Below are 20855 nucleotides of genomic sequence, written 5' to 3'. Positions count from 1 at the left end.
TCCGCCCTAACTTCTTGTCGAAGCATGATCTTTCGGGATCATGCCCTAGCGTCGTACAGAGCGGATTCTTTCCAGGAGGACGGCTGCAAGGATGAAACATCCTACAAACGTGCCCTGCCAGAACGGGTTGACGCCTGCCAGAAGCAGTGCGTTGCGAATGGTTTCGACGAGAATGGCGCCGATGCCGGCGCCAAGTGCCGAGCCGAAGCCGCCGGTCAGCGAAGCGCCGCCGATGACGGTCGATGCGATGACCTGCAACTCGTAGCCGGTGCCGAGGGAATTGGTCACCGCGCCCAGCCAGCCGACGAGGAAGATGGCGGTCACGGCAACCATGAAGCCGCTGAACGCATAGGCCGAGATCTTGATCACATCGACCGGAATGCCCGACAGCCGTGCCGCCGGCTCATTGCCGCCAATGGCAAAGAGATAGCGGCCCCAGCGCGACATGGTCAGCAGGAAATGCAGGACGATGACGCCGATGACCAACGCGTAGACCACATTGGGCAGGCCGAATGTGTAGCCGCCGCCGAGCGCGACGATCGCATCGCTTGCCCGCCCGAATTCGTAGAACACCTGGTTGTTGGTCAGCACCAGGGCCAGGCTGCGGCCGATCGAAAGCGTCGCCAGGGTGACGATGAATGGCGGCAGCTTCACGTAGGCGATGATCGTTCCGTTGACGGCGCCGCACAGCATGCCCATCGCCAGTGTCGCCACGATGCCGACGACCAGTGGCATATCGGCGTTGAGCACGATGCCGAGCGTGACGCCGCACATGCCCAGGATCGAACCGACCGAAATGTCGATGCCGCCGCTGATGATGACCGGCGTCATGCCGATGGCCATGATGCCGATGAAGCAGGCGTTCTGGAAGATGTTGAGCAGATTGCCGGGCGTGGCGAATTTCGGCGCAATCATCGACACGACAAGGCCGAGCACCAGGATGGCGATCGCGATCCAGGTTTCCTGCGCCAGAAGCACGCGATTCAAAAGCGTGCGGCTTGACCCTTTCAAAAGGTCGATTTCCATTCCGGGATGGTCGTCGGGGGCGCTCATGGGATAGCTCCGTGAAGGCTGTTTCAGGCGGTCTGGATGGCGCCGGTGATCAGGCCGGTCACTTCCTCGGGGCTGGATTGCGCGATCGGCTTGTCGGCGACCTTGCGGCCGCGGCGCATCACCACCACGCGGTCGCAGACCTCGAACACGTCGGGCATGCGGTGGCTGATCAGGATGACCGAAAGGCCCTGTTCCTTCATGCGCCGGATCAGGGCCAGCACCTCGGCAACCTGCCTGACGCTGATCGCCGCGGTCGGCTCGTCCATCAGCACGATCTTGGATTTGGCCAGACGGGTCCTGGCGATGGCCACCGCCTGCCGCTGGCCACCCGACATGCGCACGACCAGATCGGCGGGCCGCGTCTCCGACTTCAGCTCTCGGAAAATCTCGGCCGAGCGCTGGTTCATGCTCTTGTGGTCGAGCACCTTCAGCGGCCCAAGGCTCTTCATGATCTCGCGGCCGAGGAAGACATTGGCCGAGGCCGTCAGGTTGTCGCAAATCGCCAGGTCCTGGTAGACGACCTCGATGCCGTGCCTGCGTGCATCGCCAGGCCCCGACAGCAGCACCGGTTTGCCTTCCAGCACATAGGTGCCTGACGTCGGCTGGAAATTGCCGGCGATGGTTTTGACCAGCGTCGACTTGCCGGCGCCATTGTCGCCCATCAGGCCGAGAACCTCGCCCTCCTTGATGTCGAGCGAAACATTGTCCAGCGCGCGAACAGCACCGAAATCTTTCACGATATGTTCGAGACGCGCTAGAACCGGCATCGCATCCTCCCATGCACATTTGTAAGATTTAGATACAAATCATCGTTTGAAACCCCGGTCAATAGGCACAAATCGCCTAAAATTTTGTGCAGTGCACGTCATTTTGGCCCTTTCAAACTGAGGCGAAAGTCAATTAGTATGGAAATCAAACAAACAATGGAGGAAAACGTGCTGGTGTCGACCGATCTTCGGCCGAATGAAACGCGGGCCCTTGCAGCGCTGTTTCGTGCTGGTGCGTTGAGCCGGGCGGCTCTCGCACGCGACCTCGGCCTGACCCGTTCGACCACCGGCGCCCTGGTGTTGGGGCTGACCGAAGCCGGTCTGGCGCGTGAGCGGTCGGATGGAGATGACGAACAGGACGGTGAGGGCCGGGTCGGCCGCCCTGGAATCCTAGTCGAGATCGAAGGAGATGGCGGTTTCTTTCTTGGCGCTTATATCGGCGTCAACTGGATCGCGACTGTAGCTGTCGACCTTGCCGGCGCGCTGCGTACGAGCGCCTCGAGAGCGTTTGCCGGACCGGGCAGCACGCCTGAGGCCGCGGTCGCCGTCATCGAGGAACTCGTCGGCGAGATCCGTTCGCAATTGCCTGAGGGTACGCGTCCCTATGGGCTCAATGTCGCCGTGCCCGGCTTCCCCGCGGCTGATGGCGTCTCATACCATGCCACCATCCTTGGCTGGCACGGGGTCAACCTCGCCGAGCTTTTGGGCAATGCGTTTGGCAACGATTTTCCGATCCTCCTGGAAAACGATGCCAATGCCGTCGCGGTGGCCGAGACATACCGGCCGCAGTCCGGAAAGGACGATGAGGATGCTCTGGTCATCCTGATCGAGAACGGCGTCGGCGGCGGCATCATCAATGCCGGCAGGCTGCATCGCGGCCGGCTCGGCGGCGCCGGCGAAATCGGGCATCTGCGCGTTGGCGATGAAGGTTTCGTTTTCGACGCAAAGCGCCCGGGCCGGCTGGAATCCTATGTCGGCAAGGATGCGCTGCTGGCACGCTACTTCCATATAAGCAAGCGGCGCGCCGGTGTGGATGAGTTTGTCGCCGCGCTGGCCGGCGGCGACCCGGCAGCCGTCGCCACCGCGCGCGACTGGGCGCTCTGGTTCGGCCGCGGCTTGGCGACGCTTACCTGCACCTTGCAGCCGGAGCGCATCATTCTCTCCGGCTCGGTCAACGCCGTCTATCCCTTTGTCGCCGAACAGGTGGAAACTTTCTTGCTGGATTTCCTGGCCGAAGGTTATCCCGTTCCCACGATCGAACTATCGCGTGTCGGCGCCGACGGTCCCGCACTGGGCGCTGCCTGTCTGCTGCATCAGGCGGCTTTGTCGGGCGATCCGCAATTTCAACTTCGCGGCCTCGCCGCGCACTAATCAGGAGAAAATTCCATGCCTCGCAAAGACGAAAAGCGGCTGCGTGTCGGCGTGCTCGGCTGCGGCCCGATTGCGCAGGCGGCGCATTTCGAATCCTGCACAAAGGCGCGCAATGCCGATCTCTACGCGATCTGCGATGTCGCCGACGATCTGCGCGACAGGATGGCCGCGACGTACGCGCCTGAAAAATCCTATGCCGACTATGGCCAGATGCTGGCCGATCCCGATCTCGATGCCGTCATCATCGCGACATCGGACACGTTTCACGTCAAGGCCGCGGAACTGGCGCTGGATGCCGGCAAGCATGTGCTTTGCGAAAAGCCGCTGGGTGTTTCGGTCGAGGAAGTCGAAGGCTTGCGGGCCGCGCTCGACAAGAGCGGCAAGGTGCTCCAGGTCGGCCATATGAAGCGCTTCGATCCCGGCGTCCAGGCGGCAAAGGCCTTCGTCGATGACGAGATGGGCGAGCGGCTGGCGTTCAAAGGCTGGTATTGCGACAGCACGCACCGCTACCCCATGACCGATGCGGTGCAGCCGCTCATCATCACCAGCGCCAAGGCGCGCAAACCTTCCGTCAATCCCAAGGCGGATCTGCGCCAGTACTACATGCTGGCGCATGGCAGCCATCTTATCGACACGGCCCGCCATCTGCATGGGCCGATCGAGGCCGTCGAGGCCCGGCTCACCGAACGCTACGGCGCCTATTGCTGGTTCGTCACCACTATCTTCGCAGACGGTTCGATCGGCCATCTCGATCTGACGGTCGCCGTGCGTATGGACTGGCATGAAGGGTTCCAGATCTACGGCGAGAACGGCAGCGTTCTCGCGAAGACCTATAACCCCTGGTATTACAAGAGCAGTGAGGTCGACATTTTCCGCGAGGCCGATGGCAGCTGGCATCGCGCGCTCGGCGCGGACGGTCACTTCTATCGCCGCCAGCTCGAAGGCTTTGCCGATGTCGTGCTGAATGGCGCGCCCATGGTCGGCGCCGGCATCGACGACGGCATCGCATCGGTGAGAGGAATGGCGGCAATCGCCCGCTCGGCCGCCGCCGGCGGCCGCGCCGTCAACCTCGCCGATGTTGACGGGGTCGTGTGATGCAGCTTGGTATCTTCGCCAAGACCTTCGCTGCCACCGGCGCCTTGCCAGTGCTGCGCGCGGTGGCGGATGCCGGCTACGCGGCGGCGCAGTTCAACATGGCCTGTCTCGGCCTGCCGTCGATGCCGGATAGCATCGAGCCCGACGCGGGCCGATCCGTTGCCCTGGCGAGCGGTGAGACGGGGGTTTCGATCGCGGCCGTGTCTGGGACTTACAACATGATCCACCCGGACCGCTCGGTTCGCGATCAGGGACTCGCCCGGCTCGAAGTGCTGGCCGCGTCATGCGCTGACATGGGCACCCGGCTCATCACGTTGTGCACCGGCTCCCGGGATGCGCAGGATCAGTGGCGAAGGCATCCTGACAATGCCAAGGAGGCCGCCTGGAGCGATCTTCGAACGGAGATGGAAGCGGCGATCGCGATTGCCGAGCGCTTCGACATAGAGCTTGGTGTCGAACCTGAACTCGCCAATGTCGTCTCCGGTGCGCGCGCCGCGCGCCGCTTGCTCGACGAAATGAAAAGCGCGCGCCTGCGCATCGTGCTCGACCCGGCAAATCTGTTCGAAGTGGCGGACAGCGCAGAGCGTCATCGCCTGATCGACGAGGCTGTTGAGTTGCTGGCGGAAAAAATCGGCGTGGCCCATGCCAAGGACCGCCATGCCGATGGCAGCTTTGCCGCCGCAGGGCAGGGCGTGGTCGACTTCCCGCATTTTATTAGCCGCCTTCAAGCCGCCGGCTTCGACGGCCCCTTGATCACGCATGGCCTGACCGAGGCCGAGGCGCCTGGGGTTGGCGCCTTTCTGCGCACAGTGCTGGAAGAGAGCGACGACGCGTGAAAAGGACCTTCAGCCGCGATGGCGTCGACCTTGCCTACCGGGACGTCGGCGTCGGCCTGCCCGTCATCTTCCAGCATGGCCTTGGCGGCGATGAGGCACAGGTCGCCGACGTGTTTCCCGATCTGCCACAAACGCGGCGCGTGACGCTCGACTGTCGGGGCCAGGGCGGATCCGGCTATGGGCCGGTCGAGCGGCTTTCGATCGCGACGTTTGCCGAGGACGTCGAAGCGCTGGCCGACGATCTCGACATCGGTCCGGCCATCGTCGGTGGCATTTCGATGGGCGCGGCGCTGGCGCTGCACCTGGCAGTGCACAGGCCGGCCCGTGTCCGCGCGCTGGTGCTGGCCCGGCCTGCCTGGGTGTCCGAGGCGGCGCCGGCCAATATGAGGCCCTATGCCGTGGTTGGTGATCTGCTGATGCGCCATTCGCCTGAAGACGCCATGCGTCTGTTCGATGAGAGTGCAGTTGCAGCCGACCTAGCGAGGCTCGCGCCGGACAATCTTAGCAGCCTGCAGGGCTTCTTCAATCGCCCGGGCCCGGTGCTCTTCGGCAGGTTGCTGGTGGCAATCGCCGGCGATGGTCCAGGTGTGAGCGAAGCCGATATCCGTGCGATCACGGTGCCGACCCTGGTCATCGGCCATGACCATGACCTCGTCCATCGACTGGCCGACGCGCATACGCTGGCCGGGCTCATTCCGTCCGCCCGGCTTCGCACCATCACCGCGAAATCGCAGGATCGCGAAGCCTACCGGCGGGAATTCCGCGCCTGTCTTTCGAAGTTTCTGGAAACGCTCGCATGACCGACAAAACGATGGATGACACGATCGCCGTGGTCGAGATCGGCGGCACGGCGGTCAAGGTTGGCTTTGCCGACCACGGCATCCCCGTGGATTTTGCCCGCACCTACCCGACCGCGCAGTTGCGCCAAGGGGCGCCGGTAGCGGGACTGGCCGACGCCGTCACAGCGGCCTACCGCGATGCGGGCCTCATGCCCGCGCGCGTCATTGCGACCGTACCTGGCTTCATCGACCGCGATTTCGACACGGTGCTGCACACGGCCAACATTCCCGAATTGAACGGCATCCGGCTGGGGACCGAACTGGCTTCGAAGCTAGGCATCCCTGTCCGCCTCGAACGCGACGTCGTGCTGCAATTGCTCGGCGAAAGTGTTGCAGGCGCGGTGAGGCGGCAAAAGGAGGTTCTGGCGGTCTATCTCGGCACCGGCATCGGTGCGGCCTATCTCGGCAAGGATGGCATTTTCAGGGGTGGCGGCTGGGCGCTCGAAATCGGCCATATGCCGATCTACCGGCCCAACGAAAGCGAACCGCCAAACCGGGTCGAGACCTATGCCTCAGGGGCAACGCTCGTTGAACTCGCGACGGACTACGATATCCCGGTCGCCGGTCTGTTTTCAGCTGCAGGGCAACCGTCGTCATTGCGCGAATGCCTCGATGAGATCGTCTGGCAGCAGGCGGTGACCATCGCAACGGCAGCCGCCTTGTTCTCTCCGCAAACAATCCTGATCGGTGGCGGCATCGTCGACATGAAGGCCTACCCCCGCCAGACGCTGAAGCAGCGTATCGCCGAATGCCTGCCGCATTCGCCGCTTGTCCAGCCCCTGGACATACGCTGGGCGTCCCTTGGCTGGCAGGCGGCCATTCATGGCGCCCTGCTGCTCGCCGCAATGTGATCACGCGGTGCAGCGGAGCCATTCGGTCGCTGCGCTTCAAAGGCGGTTTCGGCGCAGTTCACGATTGTGGTCATGAACGGCGGACTCCGTCTTGCCAGTCATGCTCTTGGCGGAATCCGAGTAGCTCGGGCAGGGCGGGCCGATATTTGACTTCGTGGATCCGAGAGCGGCAATCTCGTCGCTTTCGCCCGCACCATGACGGATGCCGTCTATGAAGCGATGATCATCGAAGGCCAGTTGGCATGGCACAGGAGTAGACGCCCTGTTGATGGAGACCCTGTTGAACGATCCCGTGAGCCAAACGGCAGCTTACACTTACATATTGTGCCGAAACCGGACTGGCAGCAAACGGACCACATTCGGACGGTCAGCAATGCGCCCATGTCGGCCGTTGAGGTGATCTTTGCTCCGGCCCGATAACAAACCTTGATGGCGACCACCTGGACATCGCAGTTGCGCCAACACCTGACATTGCTGTTAGATACAGGAAGGTCGTGATCAAGCCCGCGCAGGCCCTTGGCAGGAAGTGCCACCTTACGATTCTGATTGCTGGCGAACCGCTCTATCGGTAATCGTCGAGAGTCGGGCTACCGATCTTCTTCGCTGCGAATGGGGGGACGAATCGATCGACCGTCGGTGACCTAGTATTTTTAGCTTTATTCTGCCTATGGTTCGTGTCTCAAGTTAGTGGGCAGCGGTGCGACCGAGGGCTAGAACCTGCACATGCGGGAATCACACGGCCAACTCGAAGCTAGGATTGAGCTTCTCACGTTCGAGCTCAACGAAGCCCTCGAACGCGAGACGGCGACCGGCGAGCTGCTTCGCGTCATCGCCTCGTCGCCGACCGATATCAAGCCGGTCCTCGACGCCGTGGCGGCGAGCGCCGCCCGTCTTTGCGACGCCTATGACGTGATCATCCGGCTCAAGAAGGACGATATGCTCCATCTCGGTGCCCATTCGGGCCCGATCGCGGTCGATGAGGCGCCGTGGCCGCTGGAGCGCGACCGGGTAATGGCGCGGTCGGTGATCGATGCGGGGACCGTGCAGGTCGAAGACCTGTCCGAGGCCGGGGCCGAATTCGCGGCAGGCCGGGAAATGGCCATTCAGTACGGCTTTCGCACCATTCTGGTGACACCTCTTGTGTGCGATGGAAGAGCAATCGGTGCGATTAGCCTGCGGCGAAGAGAGGTGAGGCCGTTCAGCGACAGGCAGATCGAGCTTCTGAAGACCTTCGCCGACCAGGCCGTGATCGCCATCTCGAACGTGCGGCTGTTCGAAGAAGTGCAAGCGCGGACGGCCGAACTCAGCGAAGCGCTGGCGCAGCAGACCGCGACGGCCGACGTGCTCAAGGTGATCAGCCGGTCGGCGTTCGACCTTCAACCCGTGTTGACGACGCTGCTCGATTCGGCGATCCGCTTGGCCGGCGGGGATATGGGCGCGATCTCGCTGCGCGACGGCGATTGGCTACGGGTCATGACCGGCACCGGCTGGACCGATGAACTTCGCGCTTATGAGGAGAGCCATCCACACCCGATCGGGCGTGGGACATTTCAAGGTCGAGCCGCCCTCGAAGGGGCAACCATTCATGCGCCCGATGTGTCCAAGGATATGGAATACAAAAGGCCGGAAGCGGCGAGCATGGGCCATTTCCGCGCTGCCCTTTCGGTTCCCCTCAAGCGAGGCCAAGAGGTGATCGGTGTCTTCGGCATGGCGAGACGGACCGTGGGGCCGTTCTCACAACGCCAGATCGAACTTGTAGAGAGTTTCGCCGACCAGGCGGTCATCGCGATCGAGAACGTGCGCCTGTTCGACGAGGTGCAGGCGCGCAATCGCGAAGTGACCGAGGCTCTGGAGCGCGAGACCGCGACGGGCTCCATCCTGCGCGTCATCGCGGCGTCGCCCACCGACATCCAACCGGTTCTCGACGCCGTCGCTGAAAGCGCCGCGCGTCTCTGCGATGCCTATGACGCGACGATCTATCTGCGGCAGGGCGATCGTTTGGCGGTCGGGGCGCATCATGGGCCAATCCCGGTCGACGACGCCGGGCTGCCTGTCGCCCGCGACGTGGTCACCGGTCGCGCGGTGCTCGACCGGGCACCGGTCCATGTTCATGACCTGACCGAGGCGGGTGTAGACTTTGCCACGGGCAGGGCAATGGCCCACCGGCTCGGTTTCCGCGCGATCCTTGCGGCTCCGCTCTTGCGCGAGGACGAGGCGATCGGAGGGATAATGATCCGACGCGCCGAGGCGAAGCCATTCAGCGACAAGCAGATCGCGCTGCTCAAGACGTTCGCCGACCAGGCCGTCATCGCCATTTCCAACGTCCGGCTGTTCGAGGAGGTTCAGGCGCGGACGAGGGATTTGCAGGAAAGCCTGGAATACCAGACCGCCACTTCCGACGTGCTCGGCGTGATCAGCCGCTCGCCGGCGCAGGCGCAGCCGGTCCTCGACACCATCGTCACGACCGCCGGCCACCTCTGCGAGGCGGACTATGCCTATGTCTACATGCGCAAGGATGACGGGAAATATCATCTGGTGGCGGCGCACCCGGCGGACGCCGCGCAGATCGACTACTGGCGCGCCAATCCGGTGAGCCTCGACCGCGGCACCACCACCGGACGCACGGCATTGGAGCGGCGAACGGTGCATATCCCGGACGCGACCGCCGACCCGGCCTATACGCGCTCGGAATGGATCAAGCTGAGCGACGCGCGCACCTTTCTTGGCGTACCGCTGTTGCGCGATGGTGATCCGATCGGCGTCATCGCGGCGGCGCGCAGGCGCACGGTGCCCTTCTCGGACCGCCAGATCGAACTGATCACGACCTTCGCCGACCAGGCGGTGATCGCGATCGAGAACGCCAGGCTGTTCGAAGAGGTGCAGGCGCGGACGGCCGAACTGACCGAAGCGCTTGCTCAGCAGACCGCGACGGCGGACGTGCTCAAGGTTATCAGTGCCTCGACATTCGATCTCAAGGCGGTGCTTCAGACGCTGATAGAATCCGCGGTGAAGTTATGCGGGGCCGAATTGGGTGGCATATATATGCTCGACGGCGACGTTTACCACATATCCGCTTCGCATGGGGACTCGCCTGAGTTGAGAGCCCATGAGGAAGCCCATCCCAATCGGGTTGGCCGTGATTCCTGGGTTGGTCGCGCCGCATTGGAAAGGGCGGTCGTTCATGTCCCCGACGTGAGCCTGGACTTGGAGTATGGTACTCCAGATGTGCCAAAAATAGGAAAGTTCGCAGCTGGGTTATCGGTGCCGTTGTTGCGCGAAGGGATCCCGATTGGTGTGTTCTCGATGGCGCGCGCAAAGCCAGGCCCGTTTTCCGAGCGCCAGATCGAACTCGTCCAGACTTTCGCCGACCAGGCCGTCATCGCGATCGAGAACGTCCGCCTGTTCGAGGAAGTGCAGCAGCGGACGCGGGAGGCCACCGAGGCGCTAGAGTACCAGACGGCGACCAGCGATGTGCTTGGCGTCATCAGCCGCTCGCCCACTGATGTGCAGCCGGTGTTCAACATGATCGCGCAAAGTGCCGCCCGTCTGTGCGAAGCGCAGTTCTGCTTTGTCTACAGATATGATGGCCAGCTTCTGCATTTCGTCGCGCATCACGGCATCACCGAAGAAAGCGTTGAGATCGTACGCAACACCTTTCCCGTGGCACCTACTCGCGGCAGTGCCGCCGAACGGGCGATTCTCTATCTTGAGGTGGCGCAGATCCCGAACCTCACCTTGGATAGTGAATTCACGCATCGCGCCGCGGCGGCTTTTTCGGGCCTGCGCAGCGCTGTCGCCGTGCCGATGCTGCGTGACGGCCTGCCCATCGGTTGCATAGCCGTCGGGCGCGCCGAGACGGGCCTTCTTGCTGCCAAGCCAGTCGAACTTCTGAAGACCTTCGCCGACCAAGCGGTCATCGCCATCGAGAATGTCCGCCTGTTCGACGAGGTGCAGGCGCGCACGGCCGAACTCGGCGAGGCGCTGCAGCAGCAGACGGCGACCGCAGATGTGCTGAAAGTCATCAGCGCATCCGCCTTCGACCTGCAGACGGTGCTGGACACTCTCGTGGAATCGGCAGTCCGGCTGTGTCGCGCGGACAAGGGTTGCCTCGAACGAATTATCGATGGCAGGTTCGAATATGCGGCCATCACCGGATTTCCCCCGGGCTTCAGGGAGTATGGCGAAACGCACCAGACGGAATCCGGCCGCGGATCGGCTGTGGGGCGCGCTGCCGAAGAACTGCGCGTCATCCAGATCGAAGATGTCACCGTGGACCCCGAATATACACACTCGGCGATTGCCGCGGTCGGCGGCATGCGCACCGTCCTTGCAGTGCCGCTGCTTCGTGAAGGCGAACTCCTTGGCACCTTTGCCATGATCCGCACCGAGGTGCGGCCCTTTAACGAGAGGGAAATCGAACTGGTCAAAACCTTCGCCGACCAGGCGGTGATCGCCATCCAGAACGTGCGCCTGTTCGACGAGGTGCAGGCACGTACCGCAGATGTCAGCGAGGCGCTGAGGCAGCAGACGGCGACGGCGGATGTGCTGAAGGTGATCAGCCGCGCGGCTTTCGATCTGCCCACCGTGTTGAACGCTCTGGTCGAATCGGCCGCCAAGCTGTGCGGAGCAAGCTATGGCGGAATCTTCCTTCGTTACGGCAACATGCTGCGTGGCCGCGCCACTATCTCCGAAAGAAAAACCGATTGGACGATGGATCATCCGATCGCAATCGACCGCCGGTGGCTTTCGGGACGCGTAGCCCTCTCGGGTACTATCGAGTACATACCCGACGTGGAAGAGGATGCGGATTTCAATCTGCAGGAATTCCGGGCAATCACCGACACAAGAGCGCTGATGGGTGTTCCGATGCTCAGAGAAGGCAAGGTCGAGGGCGTGTTCTTCCTCGGAAAGATGGAGCCGAATTCATTCACTTCGCGCCAAGGCGAACTTGTGCAAACGTTCGCCGACCAAGCCGTGATCGCGATCGAAAACGTCCGCCTGTTCGATGAGGTGCAGGCACGTACCGACGAGCTGTCGCGCTCGCTGGACGACCTGCGCAAGGCCCAGGACCGACTGGTGCAGACGGAAAAGCTCGCCTCGCTCGGCCAATTGACTGCGGGAATAGCGCACGAGATCAAGAACCCGCTCAACTTCGTCAACAATTTTTCCTCGCTCTCCGGCGACCTGATCACGGAACTGCGTGAGACACTGCAAGGCGCCGTGCTGGACGATAAGACACGTGCGGAAGTCGACGAACTATCGGAGATGTTGAAAGGCAATCTCGACAAGGTGGTTCAACACGGCAAGCGCGCCGATTCGATCGTCAGGAACATGCTGCTCCACTCGCGCTCGGGCTCGGGCGAGCACCGGCCGGTCGACATCAACGCGGTCGTGGAGGAGAGCCTGAACCTCGCCTATCATGGCGCGCGCGCCGAAGGGAAGGGCTTCAACATCACGCTGGAAAGGAATTTCGACCCGAGCGCAGGCGAGGTCGATCTCTTTCCGCAGGAAATCACGCGCGTGCTGTTGAACCTGATCTCCAACGGCTTTTACGCGACGACGAAACGGCGGGCGGCCGAAGGCGAAACCGGCTACGAGCCGGTGTTGGCGGTATCGACGAAAAGCCTGGGCGATGCGGTCGAGATCAGGATCCGCGACAACGGCACCGGCATCCCGCCGGACGTGAAGGAAAAAATGTTCAACCCGTTCTTCACCACCAAGCCGGCGGGCGAGGGCACGGGGCTTGGCCTGTCCTTGAGCTACGACATCATCGTGAAACAGCACGCCGGCACGATAGAGGTGGAGACCGAGCCGGACACCTTCACCGAGTTCCGCATCGTTTTACCGCGAGGTGCGGCGACGCTCGCCAAAACCGGAGGCAACGCTTGAGCCTGCTGATCCTGGTCGTCGACGACGAGCCCGACGTAGAGCTGTTGTTCCGGCAGCAGTTCCGGCGAGATCTTAGAACCGGGCGCTTCGAGATGGCGTTCGCGCTTTCGGCGCCGCAGGCGCTGGCGCTTATCGAGGCGGCGGAAAGCGCTTCGCTGATCCTCATCCTGTCGGACATCAACATGCCGGGCATGAGCGGCCTGGAGCTTCTGCCGAAAGCGAAGGCGTTGCGTCCCGATGTGCCCGTGATCATGATCACCGCCTATGGCGACGCAGAGACCAATAGGAAGGCGCTGGAAAACGGCGCCGAGTCGCTATTGACGAAGCCGCTCGATTTTGTCGCGCTGCGCGGCGAGATCGACGCCCGCGTCGGGCTCGCGGCGTGACAGCGCTAATCCTTGTCGTGGATGACGAGCCGGATCTGGAGCCGCTGGTCCTGCAGAAGTTCCGCCGCCAGATCCGCGACGGCGCCGTTAGCTTTATCTTCGCCCGCGATGGCGTCGAGGCGCTCGAAGTGCTCGCCGTCAATCCTGACATCGAAATGGTCGTTACCGACATCAACATGCCGCGCATGGACGGGCTGTCGCTGCTTGCGAAGCTCCAGGACGCCGAGGAGCGTTTGTCGACCATCATCGTATCGGCCTACGGCGACATGGCCAACATCCGCACGGCAATGAACCGCGGCGCCTTCGATTTCCTGATGAAGCCGATCGATTTCGCCGACCTGGAGACGACTATCTCCAAGACGCTGAGGCACCTTGCCCTTCTGCGCGAGGCGCGGGGCAAGCAGGCGGCGGCCGAGCGCGCGCACGCCTCGCTGTCGCGCTACTTCTCGCCCAACCTCGCCGAGCGGCTCGCCGGCGACGCTGGCGAGCTTGCCGGGCAGCGACGCCAGGTGGCGTCGCTCTTCACCGACATCGCCGGCTTCACTGCGTTGGCGGAAACGCTCCACCCGTCGGTCCTGGGCGAGCTACTCAACCGGTACCTGGCCGGCATGACCGACATCGTTTTCCACCACGAGGGTACGGTGGCCAAGATCGTCGGAGACGCACTGCATGTGCTCTTCGGCGCGCCGGGCGAGCAGCCCGACCATGCCGCCCGCGCCGTCGCCTGCGCGCTTGACCTCGACGACTTCACGGAAGACTTCCGCGCCGGCTGGCGCGCCAGGGGCGTGGCGCTCGGCCCCACCCGCATCGGCGTCCACGCCGGGCCTGCGATCGTTGGCAATTTCGGCGGGGGCCGCTTCTTCGATTACACGGCCTACGGCGATACCATCAACATCGCGGCTCGGCTGGAAGCCGCCAACAAGCAACTGGGCACCCGTATTTGCGTGAGCGAGAGCGTCGCTAGGCAAGTTGCGAATTTCCGAGGGCGGCCGGTGGGTGACCTCGTGTTGAGAGGACGAACGGAGTCGCTGCGCGCTTTCGAGCCGCTGAGGCCTGAGCAATGCGACGACCTCGCGACGAAGGATTACCTCGCGGCCTTCGCCAAGCTGGAAGCCGGCGACCCTAGTGCGGTCACCTCGTTCGCTGCTGAAGTAGGCAGGCGCGCAGGGGACCAGCTTGCGAGCTTCCACTTGAAGCGATTGCTGAACGGGGCAACAGGTCCGCGGATCAACATGGATTGATCGAGCCTACGTTCAAATGTCCGTTTCCTCTCCCTTCGATCTCCTTGAGGCTCGGTCCGAATTCTTCAATACATGAACGGCATCGGCGGGCGCGCCGATCGTGGCGATGGCGCGCACCTCGGGAATATCCTTGGCCATCGCCAGGACTGCCGCACATCCGATCGAATAGCCGATCAGCAAGGACCGTGCGCGGTAATGATTGCGCAGATAGCCGACGGCCGAACGGAGGTCGGCGACATTCGAGGAGAAATTCGTCGGGGCGAATTCGCCCTCGCTCGATCCCAAGGCCGTAAAGTCGAAGCGTAGGACAGCTACACCTTTGCGAGCGAGCCCAGGTTTAGAAGCACCGTCCGGAGGACCGGGCAATCTCCATCGAAGGACTTCGCAAACCCGGCCTCGGATGAGGCGAAGCGTCAATCGCTGCCCATTCCGAATTAGCAGCGCTCGTTGAACGAGTGCCGCCGCCCTCTCTCTTTCGTCCAGCTCGTCCGACTTGGGTGAGACTCGGGCAGCCGCCTCATCCAGGCGAATATCTGCTATTCCACCTTGGCTGCGCAAAGCGGACTGACAGCCTTCGGCCCCATCTCGGCCGGCGGGCGGCTACCCTTTGGATTCGACCAGGATCACCAGTGACTCCGGCACCACGCCATCGAAGGCCATTGCGTCGGCGGCTGCTTTGCTCTGCATCATTGCCGACAGCTTATCCATATCCGGCACTTCCATCATCAGCGCCACACGTTTAGGGTTCTGCGGATCGACGAAGGTGCGGATGTTGGTAATCCCGATCGCACCGAACAACTCTTTGCGCTTCGATGAACTAAGCCAGTGCTTGGTATCTTTTGTAATGTTGTGATGGCCGATAATTGTTGGCATGGCATCCTCCCCACGCCGATGGTTGAAATCGCCGCCGAATGCCGCGATCCATCTGCGCAAGGCCAATGAGCGCCGTTTCCCATGGACTGTCAATTAGCCATTGCTGATGGCAACCAGCGCTTTGGAGCCTCCAGTCGGCACCTGAAAATCTACAAATAGGTCGGTACAGGAACGACTGCTTTAGCCGTTTGGCTCTCGATTGCGGACAGTCGGGTCACGGCCCCATGACCGCCGGGCGGCAACGCCCCCAATGTTGGCCATAGAGGCGATCCTTGCCTTCGCCCGGAAGCAGACATTGCGGTGACCACCTGGAGTCCATGGTCGCGCCACAACCGGCCATTCCCGCAAGGTCTGTGTGCGTCACGCCCGACCAGCCCGAACGCTCAGCCACCGATCATTGGGCTTTCCGATGCACCGACGTACCTCGCTGACGATCCAGCCGGCGTCTGTGAGCGCGGACCGCAGGGCAGACTCGCGCCAGTACATCTCGAAGTAGCGCCGAGGCGCTGCAGCGCCGCCGTGTGTGGACACATCCTCGCCATCGCCCTCTCTAACCGAGGCGTGCAGTCGGCCACCGGTCCGGGTCGCCTCGGCAAGCCGCCCAAGCACCGTGCCGAAATCCTCGCGCGCGACGTGAATCAGGCAGGCACAGGCCCAGATCCCGTCGTACGGCGTGCCGGGACGCTGCGGGTCGGCCAAGTCTTCGGTCAGCGGGTCCAACAGGTCGGCCTCGAAGCCACTCTCGCGAAGCAGTTCGACGAAACCCTTCGAAATGTCGGTGCGACGGACGCTAATCCCCCGCTTCTCAAGCTCAAGTGCATCTCGCCCGCCACCGCTTCCGATCTCCAGCACCCTGCCCGAGCCACCCAGCTCTGTCACGAACGCATCGATCTCCATTGCGACCCATTCGGGCATCGCCGCAGCCTCGGCAGCGTACTCCGCCGCGACCGCATCATAGGACCGCACGGTATCCCGGTCGGTGCTCATCTTAGCGCTCCTCTTCAAGACAGGAGGCCAGATGAGCGAGATGCCCATCAGCCATTGCGCTCTTACACTTTCGGCAGTTGGTGACATCGCGGGCGATTTGGTTCCCAGCTTTAGCAGAAATGCGATCAGAAACACTACCGACCGATTGCCCATGCTGCCGGGCGGCAATGCGCCCGATTTCGAACATCAAAGCTGCATTGTCCAACGTTCAAAAGCTGACGTTGCTTGTGGGCATCCAAGTGCCACCCTTGTTCGGTGTACGCATTCGAATCCCGCCGGTCCGTCATCAAGCTGTAGCGGAACGGAGAAAGGCCCCGAGCAAGAAAGCTCGGGGCCGAGGTTCGATCGGCCGTCAAACTTGTGCGGCTCCGCCGTCAACGAAGACCTCGCTACCGGTCATGAAGCTGCTCTCGTTCGAGGCAAGAAAGAGCGCCACAGCCGCCGTCTCCTCTGGGTGCCCGACACGACCGAGCGGTATCTGCGTGGCAAAGCCCTCCATCAACGCATCCTCCTCTCCGGCCTTTGCCAGGCCCTTGAGGCCAGGCGTCTCAGTGGCGCCGGGAGAGAGCACGTTCACGCGGATGCCTGCCCCCCTCAAATCTAGCGCCCAGCTTCGGGCAAAATTGCGGATTGCAGCCTTGGTCGCGCTGTAGACGCTGAATGCAGGTGTTCCCGTCGAGCCGGTGGTCGAGCCGGTGAGGATGATGGATCCGCCGGCTTGCATAAGCGGCAGCGCCTTTTGCACCGTGAACAGCGTTCCTTTGACGTTGACATCGAACGTTAAATCGAACGACGCTTCGTCGATAGCGCCAAGCGCAGCCAGCGTTCCGAGCCCGGCATTGGCGAAGAGAACGTCTATTCGTCCGCTCTTCGAACGCACCCCGTCGAACAGCCGATCAAGATCATCCAGACGCGAAACGTCGCCCTGCACCGCTGTCACTCCGGAACCGATCTCCCGCACCGCCCTGTCCAGTTTTTCCTGACGACGACCGGTAACAAAAACCTCGGCGCCTTCCGCCACAAACCGTTTGGCGGTGGCCAGACCGATGCCACTGTTGCCACCGGTTATGACGGCGATCTTACCTTCAAGCCTGCCCATCTCTATCTCCTGGAAAATGATGACCGCTTCGACTTAGAGGGTTGCTTTTCTTTCTTCCAGTATGCACCTTTTGGTAAGTGTATTCTGGCGAGCACTAATTGGGGCATACGAAATGGCGACATCTGGCTTCATCTGCGGCCTGGACGCGGCGTTGGCTGTCATTGGTGGCAAGTGGAAGCCCTTGATCCTGTTCCACCTTGCCCACGAAGCCCGACGCTATGGTGACCTGAGACGCGCCATCGGCAATGTCAGTGACAAGATGCTCATCCAGCAACTCAAGGAACTTGAGGCTGATGGAATCGTCGATCGGCTCGACTTCAAGGAGATTCCGCCGAAAGTCGAGTATTCCCTTACTGAGTTCGGTCAGACTCTCGCCGAAGCCTTAAAGCCGCTCTGCGCCTGGGGAACCGAACATATGATCGAAGTCGAGAAACTCATGTCACGCCGCGGCACTCCCGAGGTGGAGAAGGCCGCCTGAATTTCCGAATATCCTGCCGGCAAGCTATGGGGCGCCTGAGGTCGCTATAGCGTGGGGAATAGTGCCTATCTGCATCTTTCCCGGCCGGCTGGACGATTGAACCGTAGCTGCGTGTCTCCAAATCACACGTAAGTCCAATTTCTTGCCATCGCTCTCCGGAAGCGGACGGTCTGGTGTCGGCTCCATTTGTGGTTATCTGGTTTTGCTTCCGCAATCGCGAAGCTGGTTAGCGCGCCGGCTCTGCGCCCCGTGATAAAAGACGGGGAGGCCGGTCCAGTTTGAGATCACCAGCGACGTGAGAGCGAGCCTGCTGGCCTGGCTCGAACGGCGTGGCGGCACGGTCGAGGACTATGCATTCCCAAGCCGCATCGATCAGGCACACCACATGAGCACGAGGCAGTACGCTCGCCTGGTTGACGAATGGGTGACGGCGATCGGCCTTCGTCCAGAGGAGTATGGCACTCACTCACCTCGGCTGCTTCAGCGCCTCCTGCGAGCGCTGGCGGAACAGCGAAAGCTCAAGCTCACTCATCGTGCCTTTCATTCCCAGCAACAGCCGATCATTGGGATGGCGAGGATCGTACATTCCGTCCTCGTCGACGATGATGGTCCCGACCAATCCACAGAACTCGATCAATGTGTGCCAGTCACGGCCGTTGCGCGCCAGCCGCGACGAGAATTTCGCGACAGAGGTTCCGGCCCCATCAAGGCATCAATAAAGGGAGCCTTCTGCGCAAGATACTCGCCAATGCCCTGTCGATTGTTCGCTTCGAGCTGAAGTTTCAAATCCTGATTGCTGTCGGACAACGGGATCATCTCGCAGGAGGTCACGAAAGCGGAGCATTCGTTCAATCTGCCAATGGCCACTGACACAAACATGCACCTTATGTGTTCGTACCCCATCAACGTCGCGACGATAGAAATGGTGGCCTGCGGAAAGGTCCTTTCCCCGAACGTAGCCCAAGGCACGCATGGAAGCGTCACGCGCGGCCTGATTTCGATGCTCCGACACTTCAACCAAGAGGTCGATTTCAGGTTTTGCTGCGAGGCCGGGAACAGCCGTGCTTCCAACACGATGAATATCGCCGAGCTCCGTGCCGAAGCTCTTTGCTACGCGTTCTTTCTCAATGAAAAACCGAGCAGGCCATCGGCTGTCATAGGGGGCGATTTTGCTGGTGAGTGCCATCTGTATCTCCTCCCCGAATCCGAAGCCGTCGCAAAAATCTCGAAACCTGCGACATGCAGGCAACGCCAGCTATGCGACGGCCTTCGCCACCATGTCAGGATGCTGGCCGATCACCCGCACATAGGCGATGGCGAAATCCGGCGCGGTCGCCCGCGCCTGCTCCCAGTCGCGCAGCGTGCCGACCGGGACCCGGAAGCGGCTGGCGAACTCGGCTTGCGACAGGCCAAGCCCGGTCCTCGTCCTGCGGATCAGGCGGGCGCGCTGGCCCCGGTCCAGTGCTTCGGCCCTCACGTCGAAATCTTCGGCGTCGGCCGGATCAGCAGGCAGCGTGATATGCTCTTTCTTCACCTTTGTTGCTCCCGACGATCCCGACCACCTTGAACCATTCCTCGCCGTCGATCTCGCGGATGGAGGGAATAATCAGGTGGTTGTCGTCCGCAAAAATCCGGTCGCCAAAGGCCAGCGGCAGCTTGTGCTTTTCGCGGTTGGCCGCATCCTTGGCGGGGTCGAACCTGTCTTCCGTCATATAGCTCAACTATACGGGATTCCCGTATTGGATGCAACCCTTGATCCGCTTGTGAACTGCCATAGGTTTTAGGAGTTCTGCGACAGAACGGCAGCTATGCGGATGGAGCCGTTGAGCTGTGGTATCGCTTGACCATCCACACCATCGCCGTCTCGTATCCCGCGTTCTCAAGGACCGCGATTTTCGAGGTCCATGCGGCGGGGCAAACACCAAATGCCATCGTGATCCCTCGCGCCGCGAATGATGCTTCAGCCGTCTGAAGTAGCGCCTGTGCGGACGCACCGGCACCCTGCGCCTTGGCCGGATCGGCATACTGGCGGTGGAAAAAGTCGTCGATCACGCCGGTCGCAGAGATGTCATGCGCTGGCGGGAAGTGCAGCCTCGATGCTGGCTGGGCGATTGCATAGCCCTCAATCGTATCTGGCGGGCCCGCCACCAACATATCCCGGTCCTTGAAGGACAGGCTTTTCTTCATCTAGCCCCCAAAGCGGGCATCGGCCTCGGCATGGGGAGTCCAGAACACATCCAGTTCGTGAAGAATGGCCCTGTGTTCCGCGCTTCGGGTGACAATCCCTTCAATATCCTGCTCGGTGGCGGCCCGCACATCAGCGGGTTCCGACGCGCGTTTGAGACCGGACTTGGACAGATAAAGGGTCAAAGGTTCATAGCCCCGCCCCCGGGAAGCCGAGCTCCATTCGTCACCGCAGACGAATGAAGCCAGCAGAAGTGTCGCCCCTGCGGTGCGAAGATCGGCTTCGGCCGCGTCAACCAGAGCCTCCAATGTGCCAGCAGGCGCATCCCACGTTACAAAGGTCTCTGGCAGCAGCAGGCCAGGCTCGCCCCATTTGCCGGCGTAGATGGGGGGCACAGGCAGGAGCATTGAATGAAGGATACCAACCAGCTTGTCTTCCGACTCCGCGACTAACCACTTCTGCCGGAAAGGCTGCTTTTCTGCCGTCAGCGCGAACGTCACAGCTTCTGCGATTTTCTCGCGGGCATCATCCGAGAGTGCCCACAGTGCAGGATCGTGCGCCTGTCGGCGCTCAGCATCCTGAATCAGCAACAACATTTGCCGCGCATTCTCGTATGTTCGAAAAAAGCGAGAGTGCTGGCTGAAGCACAGTATCGGCCCTGTATCCGTAAAGCCTGGCGTGGACAGTGGGATGAAATGACCTTTGCGAGGGTGGCGCAAGGGCTGTCTGGCTTAGCCTAGAAGCAGGGCGGCTATGGCCGATCACATCTCGAAACCTGTCAGATCGCTTGCTGCCCAAATCATGCCAGTCCGCAATGCGCCCCCAATTCGGACGCTTGGACAACCGTTCACCGATCCTAAAAGCAGTCATTGGGCGTACCCGGTTGGGTCTCTTCTCATGGAGAA

General features: G+C 61.9%; 19 protein-coding genes and 3 pseudogenes. 10 read left to right on the top strand and 12 right to left on the bottom strand.

The window, feature by feature from the left end; translation table 11 throughout:
- Positions 1-45 precede the first annotated feature (45 nt).
- Both AC0NID_RS30450 and AC0NID_RS30445 read right to left on the bottom strand, forming a co-directional pair.
- Positions 46-1026: an ABC transporter permease gene (locus tag AC0NID_RS30450; protein WP_473456481.1), complete on the bottom strand. Its 981-nt coding sequence runs from the start codon at positions 1024-1026 to the stop codon at positions 46-48.
- A gap of 50 nt (positions 1027-1076) precedes the next feature.
- On the bottom strand, positions 1077-1820 hold the full coding sequence (locus tag AC0NID_RS30445) for an ATP-binding cassette domain-containing protein (protein ID WP_473456383.1): 744 nt from the start codon (positions 1818-1820) through the stop codon (positions 1077-1079).
- A 138-nt stretch (positions 1821-1958) separates the two neighbouring features.
- Between AC0NID_RS30445 and AC0NID_RS30440 the strand changes: the two genes are divergently transcribed.
- From AC0NID_RS30440 to AC0NID_RS30405, 8 genes are all read left to right on the top strand, one after another.
- Positions 1959-3191 (top strand): ROK family transcriptional regulator, encoded by a 1233-nt coding sequence (locus AC0NID_RS30440; protein ID WP_473456382.1) that lies wholly within the window; start codon positions 1959-1961, stop codon positions 3189-3191.
- A 15-nt stretch (positions 3192-3206) separates the two neighbouring features.
- The gene (locus AC0NID_RS30435) at positions 3207-4286 is read left to right on the top strand and encodes a Gfo/Idh/MocA family protein (RefSeq protein WP_473456381.1); all 1080 of its coding nucleotides are present in this window, start codon (positions 3207-3209) and stop codon (positions 4284-4286) included.
- Complete coding sequence (locus tag AC0NID_RS30430) at positions 4286-5122, top strand: sugar phosphate isomerase/epimerase family protein (RefSeq protein ID WP_473456380.1); 837 nt, start codon at positions 4286-4288, stop codon at positions 5120-5122. The genes AC0NID_RS30435 and AC0NID_RS30430 overlap by 1 nt, the downstream gene beginning before the upstream one ends.
- Positions 5119-5922 (top strand): alpha/beta fold hydrolase, encoded by an 804-nt coding sequence (locus AC0NID_RS30425; RefSeq protein WP_473456379.1) that lies wholly within the window; start codon positions 5119-5121, stop codon positions 5920-5922. The genes AC0NID_RS30430 and AC0NID_RS30425 overlap by 4 nt, the downstream gene beginning before the upstream one ends.
- Positions 5919-6812, top strand: a complete 894-nt coding sequence (locus AC0NID_RS30420) for an ROK family protein (RefSeq protein ID WP_473456378.1) — start codon at positions 5919-5921, stop codon at positions 6810-6812. Before AC0NID_RS30425 ends, AC0NID_RS30420 begins: the two co-directional genes overlap by 4 nt.
- Positions 6813-7535: 723 nt before the next feature.
- Positions 7536-12701 (top strand): GAF domain-containing protein, encoded by a 5166-nt coding sequence (locus AC0NID_RS30415; protein ID WP_473456377.1) that lies wholly within the window; start codon positions 7536-7538, stop codon positions 12699-12701.
- Positions 12698-13087, top strand: a complete 390-nt coding sequence (locus AC0NID_RS30410) for a response regulator (protein WP_287177411.1) — start codon at positions 12698-12700, stop codon at positions 13085-13087. The genes AC0NID_RS30415 and AC0NID_RS30410 overlap by 4 nt, the downstream gene beginning before the upstream one ends.
- Positions 13084-14328, top strand: coding sequence for an adenylate/guanylate cyclase domain-containing protein (locus AC0NID_RS30405; RefSeq protein ID WP_473456376.1), 1245 nt, complete (start codon positions 13084-13086; stop codon positions 14326-14328). The genes AC0NID_RS30410 and AC0NID_RS30405 overlap by 4 nt, the downstream gene beginning before the upstream one ends.
- A 7-nt stretch (positions 14329-14335) precedes the next feature.
- Here AC0NID_RS30405 and AC0NID_RS30400 read toward each other — a convergent pair.
- The 4 genes and pseudogenes from AC0NID_RS30400 to AC0NID_RS30385 form a co-directional block, all read right to left on the bottom strand.
- Positions 14336-14658 (bottom strand): annotated as a pseudogene (locus tag AC0NID_RS30400) (alpha/beta fold hydrolase); the annotation flags it as partial.
- A 270-nt stretch (positions 14659-14928) separates the two neighbouring features.
- Positions 14929-15201, bottom strand: a complete 273-nt coding sequence (locus AC0NID_RS30395) for a hypothetical protein (RefSeq protein ID WP_473456375.1) — start codon at positions 15199-15201, stop codon at positions 14929-14931.
- Between the two features lie 360 nt (positions 15202-15561).
- Positions 15562-16188, bottom strand: a complete 627-nt coding sequence (locus AC0NID_RS30390; RefSeq protein WP_473456374.1) for a class I SAM-dependent methyltransferase — start codon at positions 16186-16188, stop codon at positions 15562-15564.
- A gap of 352 nt (positions 16189-16540) precedes the next feature.
- Entirely contained in the window at positions 16541-17287 is a 747-nt protein-coding gene (locus AC0NID_RS30385) for an SDR family NAD(P)-dependent oxidoreductase (protein ID WP_473456373.1), read from the bottom strand.
- Positions 17288-17399: 112 nt separating this feature from the next.
- On the opposite strand from AC0NID_RS30385, the gene AC0NID_RS30380 reads away from it, so the two are divergent.
- Entirely contained in the window at positions 17400-17765 is a 366-nt protein-coding gene (locus AC0NID_RS30380; RefSeq protein ID WP_473456372.1) for a winged helix-turn-helix transcriptional regulator, read from the top strand.
- Between the two features lie 256 nt (positions 17766-18021).
- Positions 18022-18240: pseudogene (locus AC0NID_RS30375) on the top strand (site-specific integrase); the annotation flags it as partial.
- Here the strand turns inward: AC0NID_RS30375 and AC0NID_RS30370 are convergent.
- The 6 genes and pseudogenes from AC0NID_RS30370 to AC0NID_RS30345 all read right to left on the bottom strand — a co-directional run.
- Positions 18241-18432 (bottom strand): annotated as a pseudogene (locus AC0NID_RS30370) (recombinase family protein); the annotation flags it as partial. It abuts the pseudogene before it with no gap.
- 45 nt (positions 18433-18477) lie between these two features.
- Positions 18478-18951, bottom strand: a complete 474-nt coding sequence (locus AC0NID_RS30365; protein ID WP_473456371.1) for a GrpB family protein — start codon at positions 18949-18951, stop codon at positions 18478-18480.
- Positions 18952-19020: 69 nt separating this feature from the next.
- Positions 19021-19299: a helix-turn-helix domain-containing protein gene (locus AC0NID_RS30360; RefSeq protein ID WP_473456370.1), complete on the bottom strand. Its 279-nt coding sequence runs from the start codon at positions 19297-19299 to the stop codon at positions 19021-19023.
- Complete coding sequence (locus AC0NID_RS30355) at positions 19268-19477, bottom strand: BrnT family toxin (protein WP_473456480.1); 210 nt, start codon at positions 19475-19477, stop codon at positions 19268-19270. Before AC0NID_RS30355 ends, AC0NID_RS30360 begins: the two co-directional genes overlap by 32 nt.
- Positions 19478-19571: 94 nt before the next feature.
- Positions 19572-19952: a hypothetical protein gene (locus tag AC0NID_RS30350; RefSeq protein WP_473456369.1), complete on the bottom strand. Its 381-nt coding sequence runs from the start codon at positions 19950-19952 to the stop codon at positions 19572-19574.
- A complete protein-coding gene (locus tag AC0NID_RS30345; protein WP_473456368.1) occupies positions 19953-20546 on the bottom strand; it encodes a hypothetical protein in 594 nt (197 codons plus the stop codon).
- Positions 20547-20855: the final 309 nt, after the last annotated feature.

Source organism: Mesorhizobium sp. WSM4821 (assembly GCF_055901555.1).
This window is presented reverse-complemented; position numbering and strand designations above follow the sequence as displayed.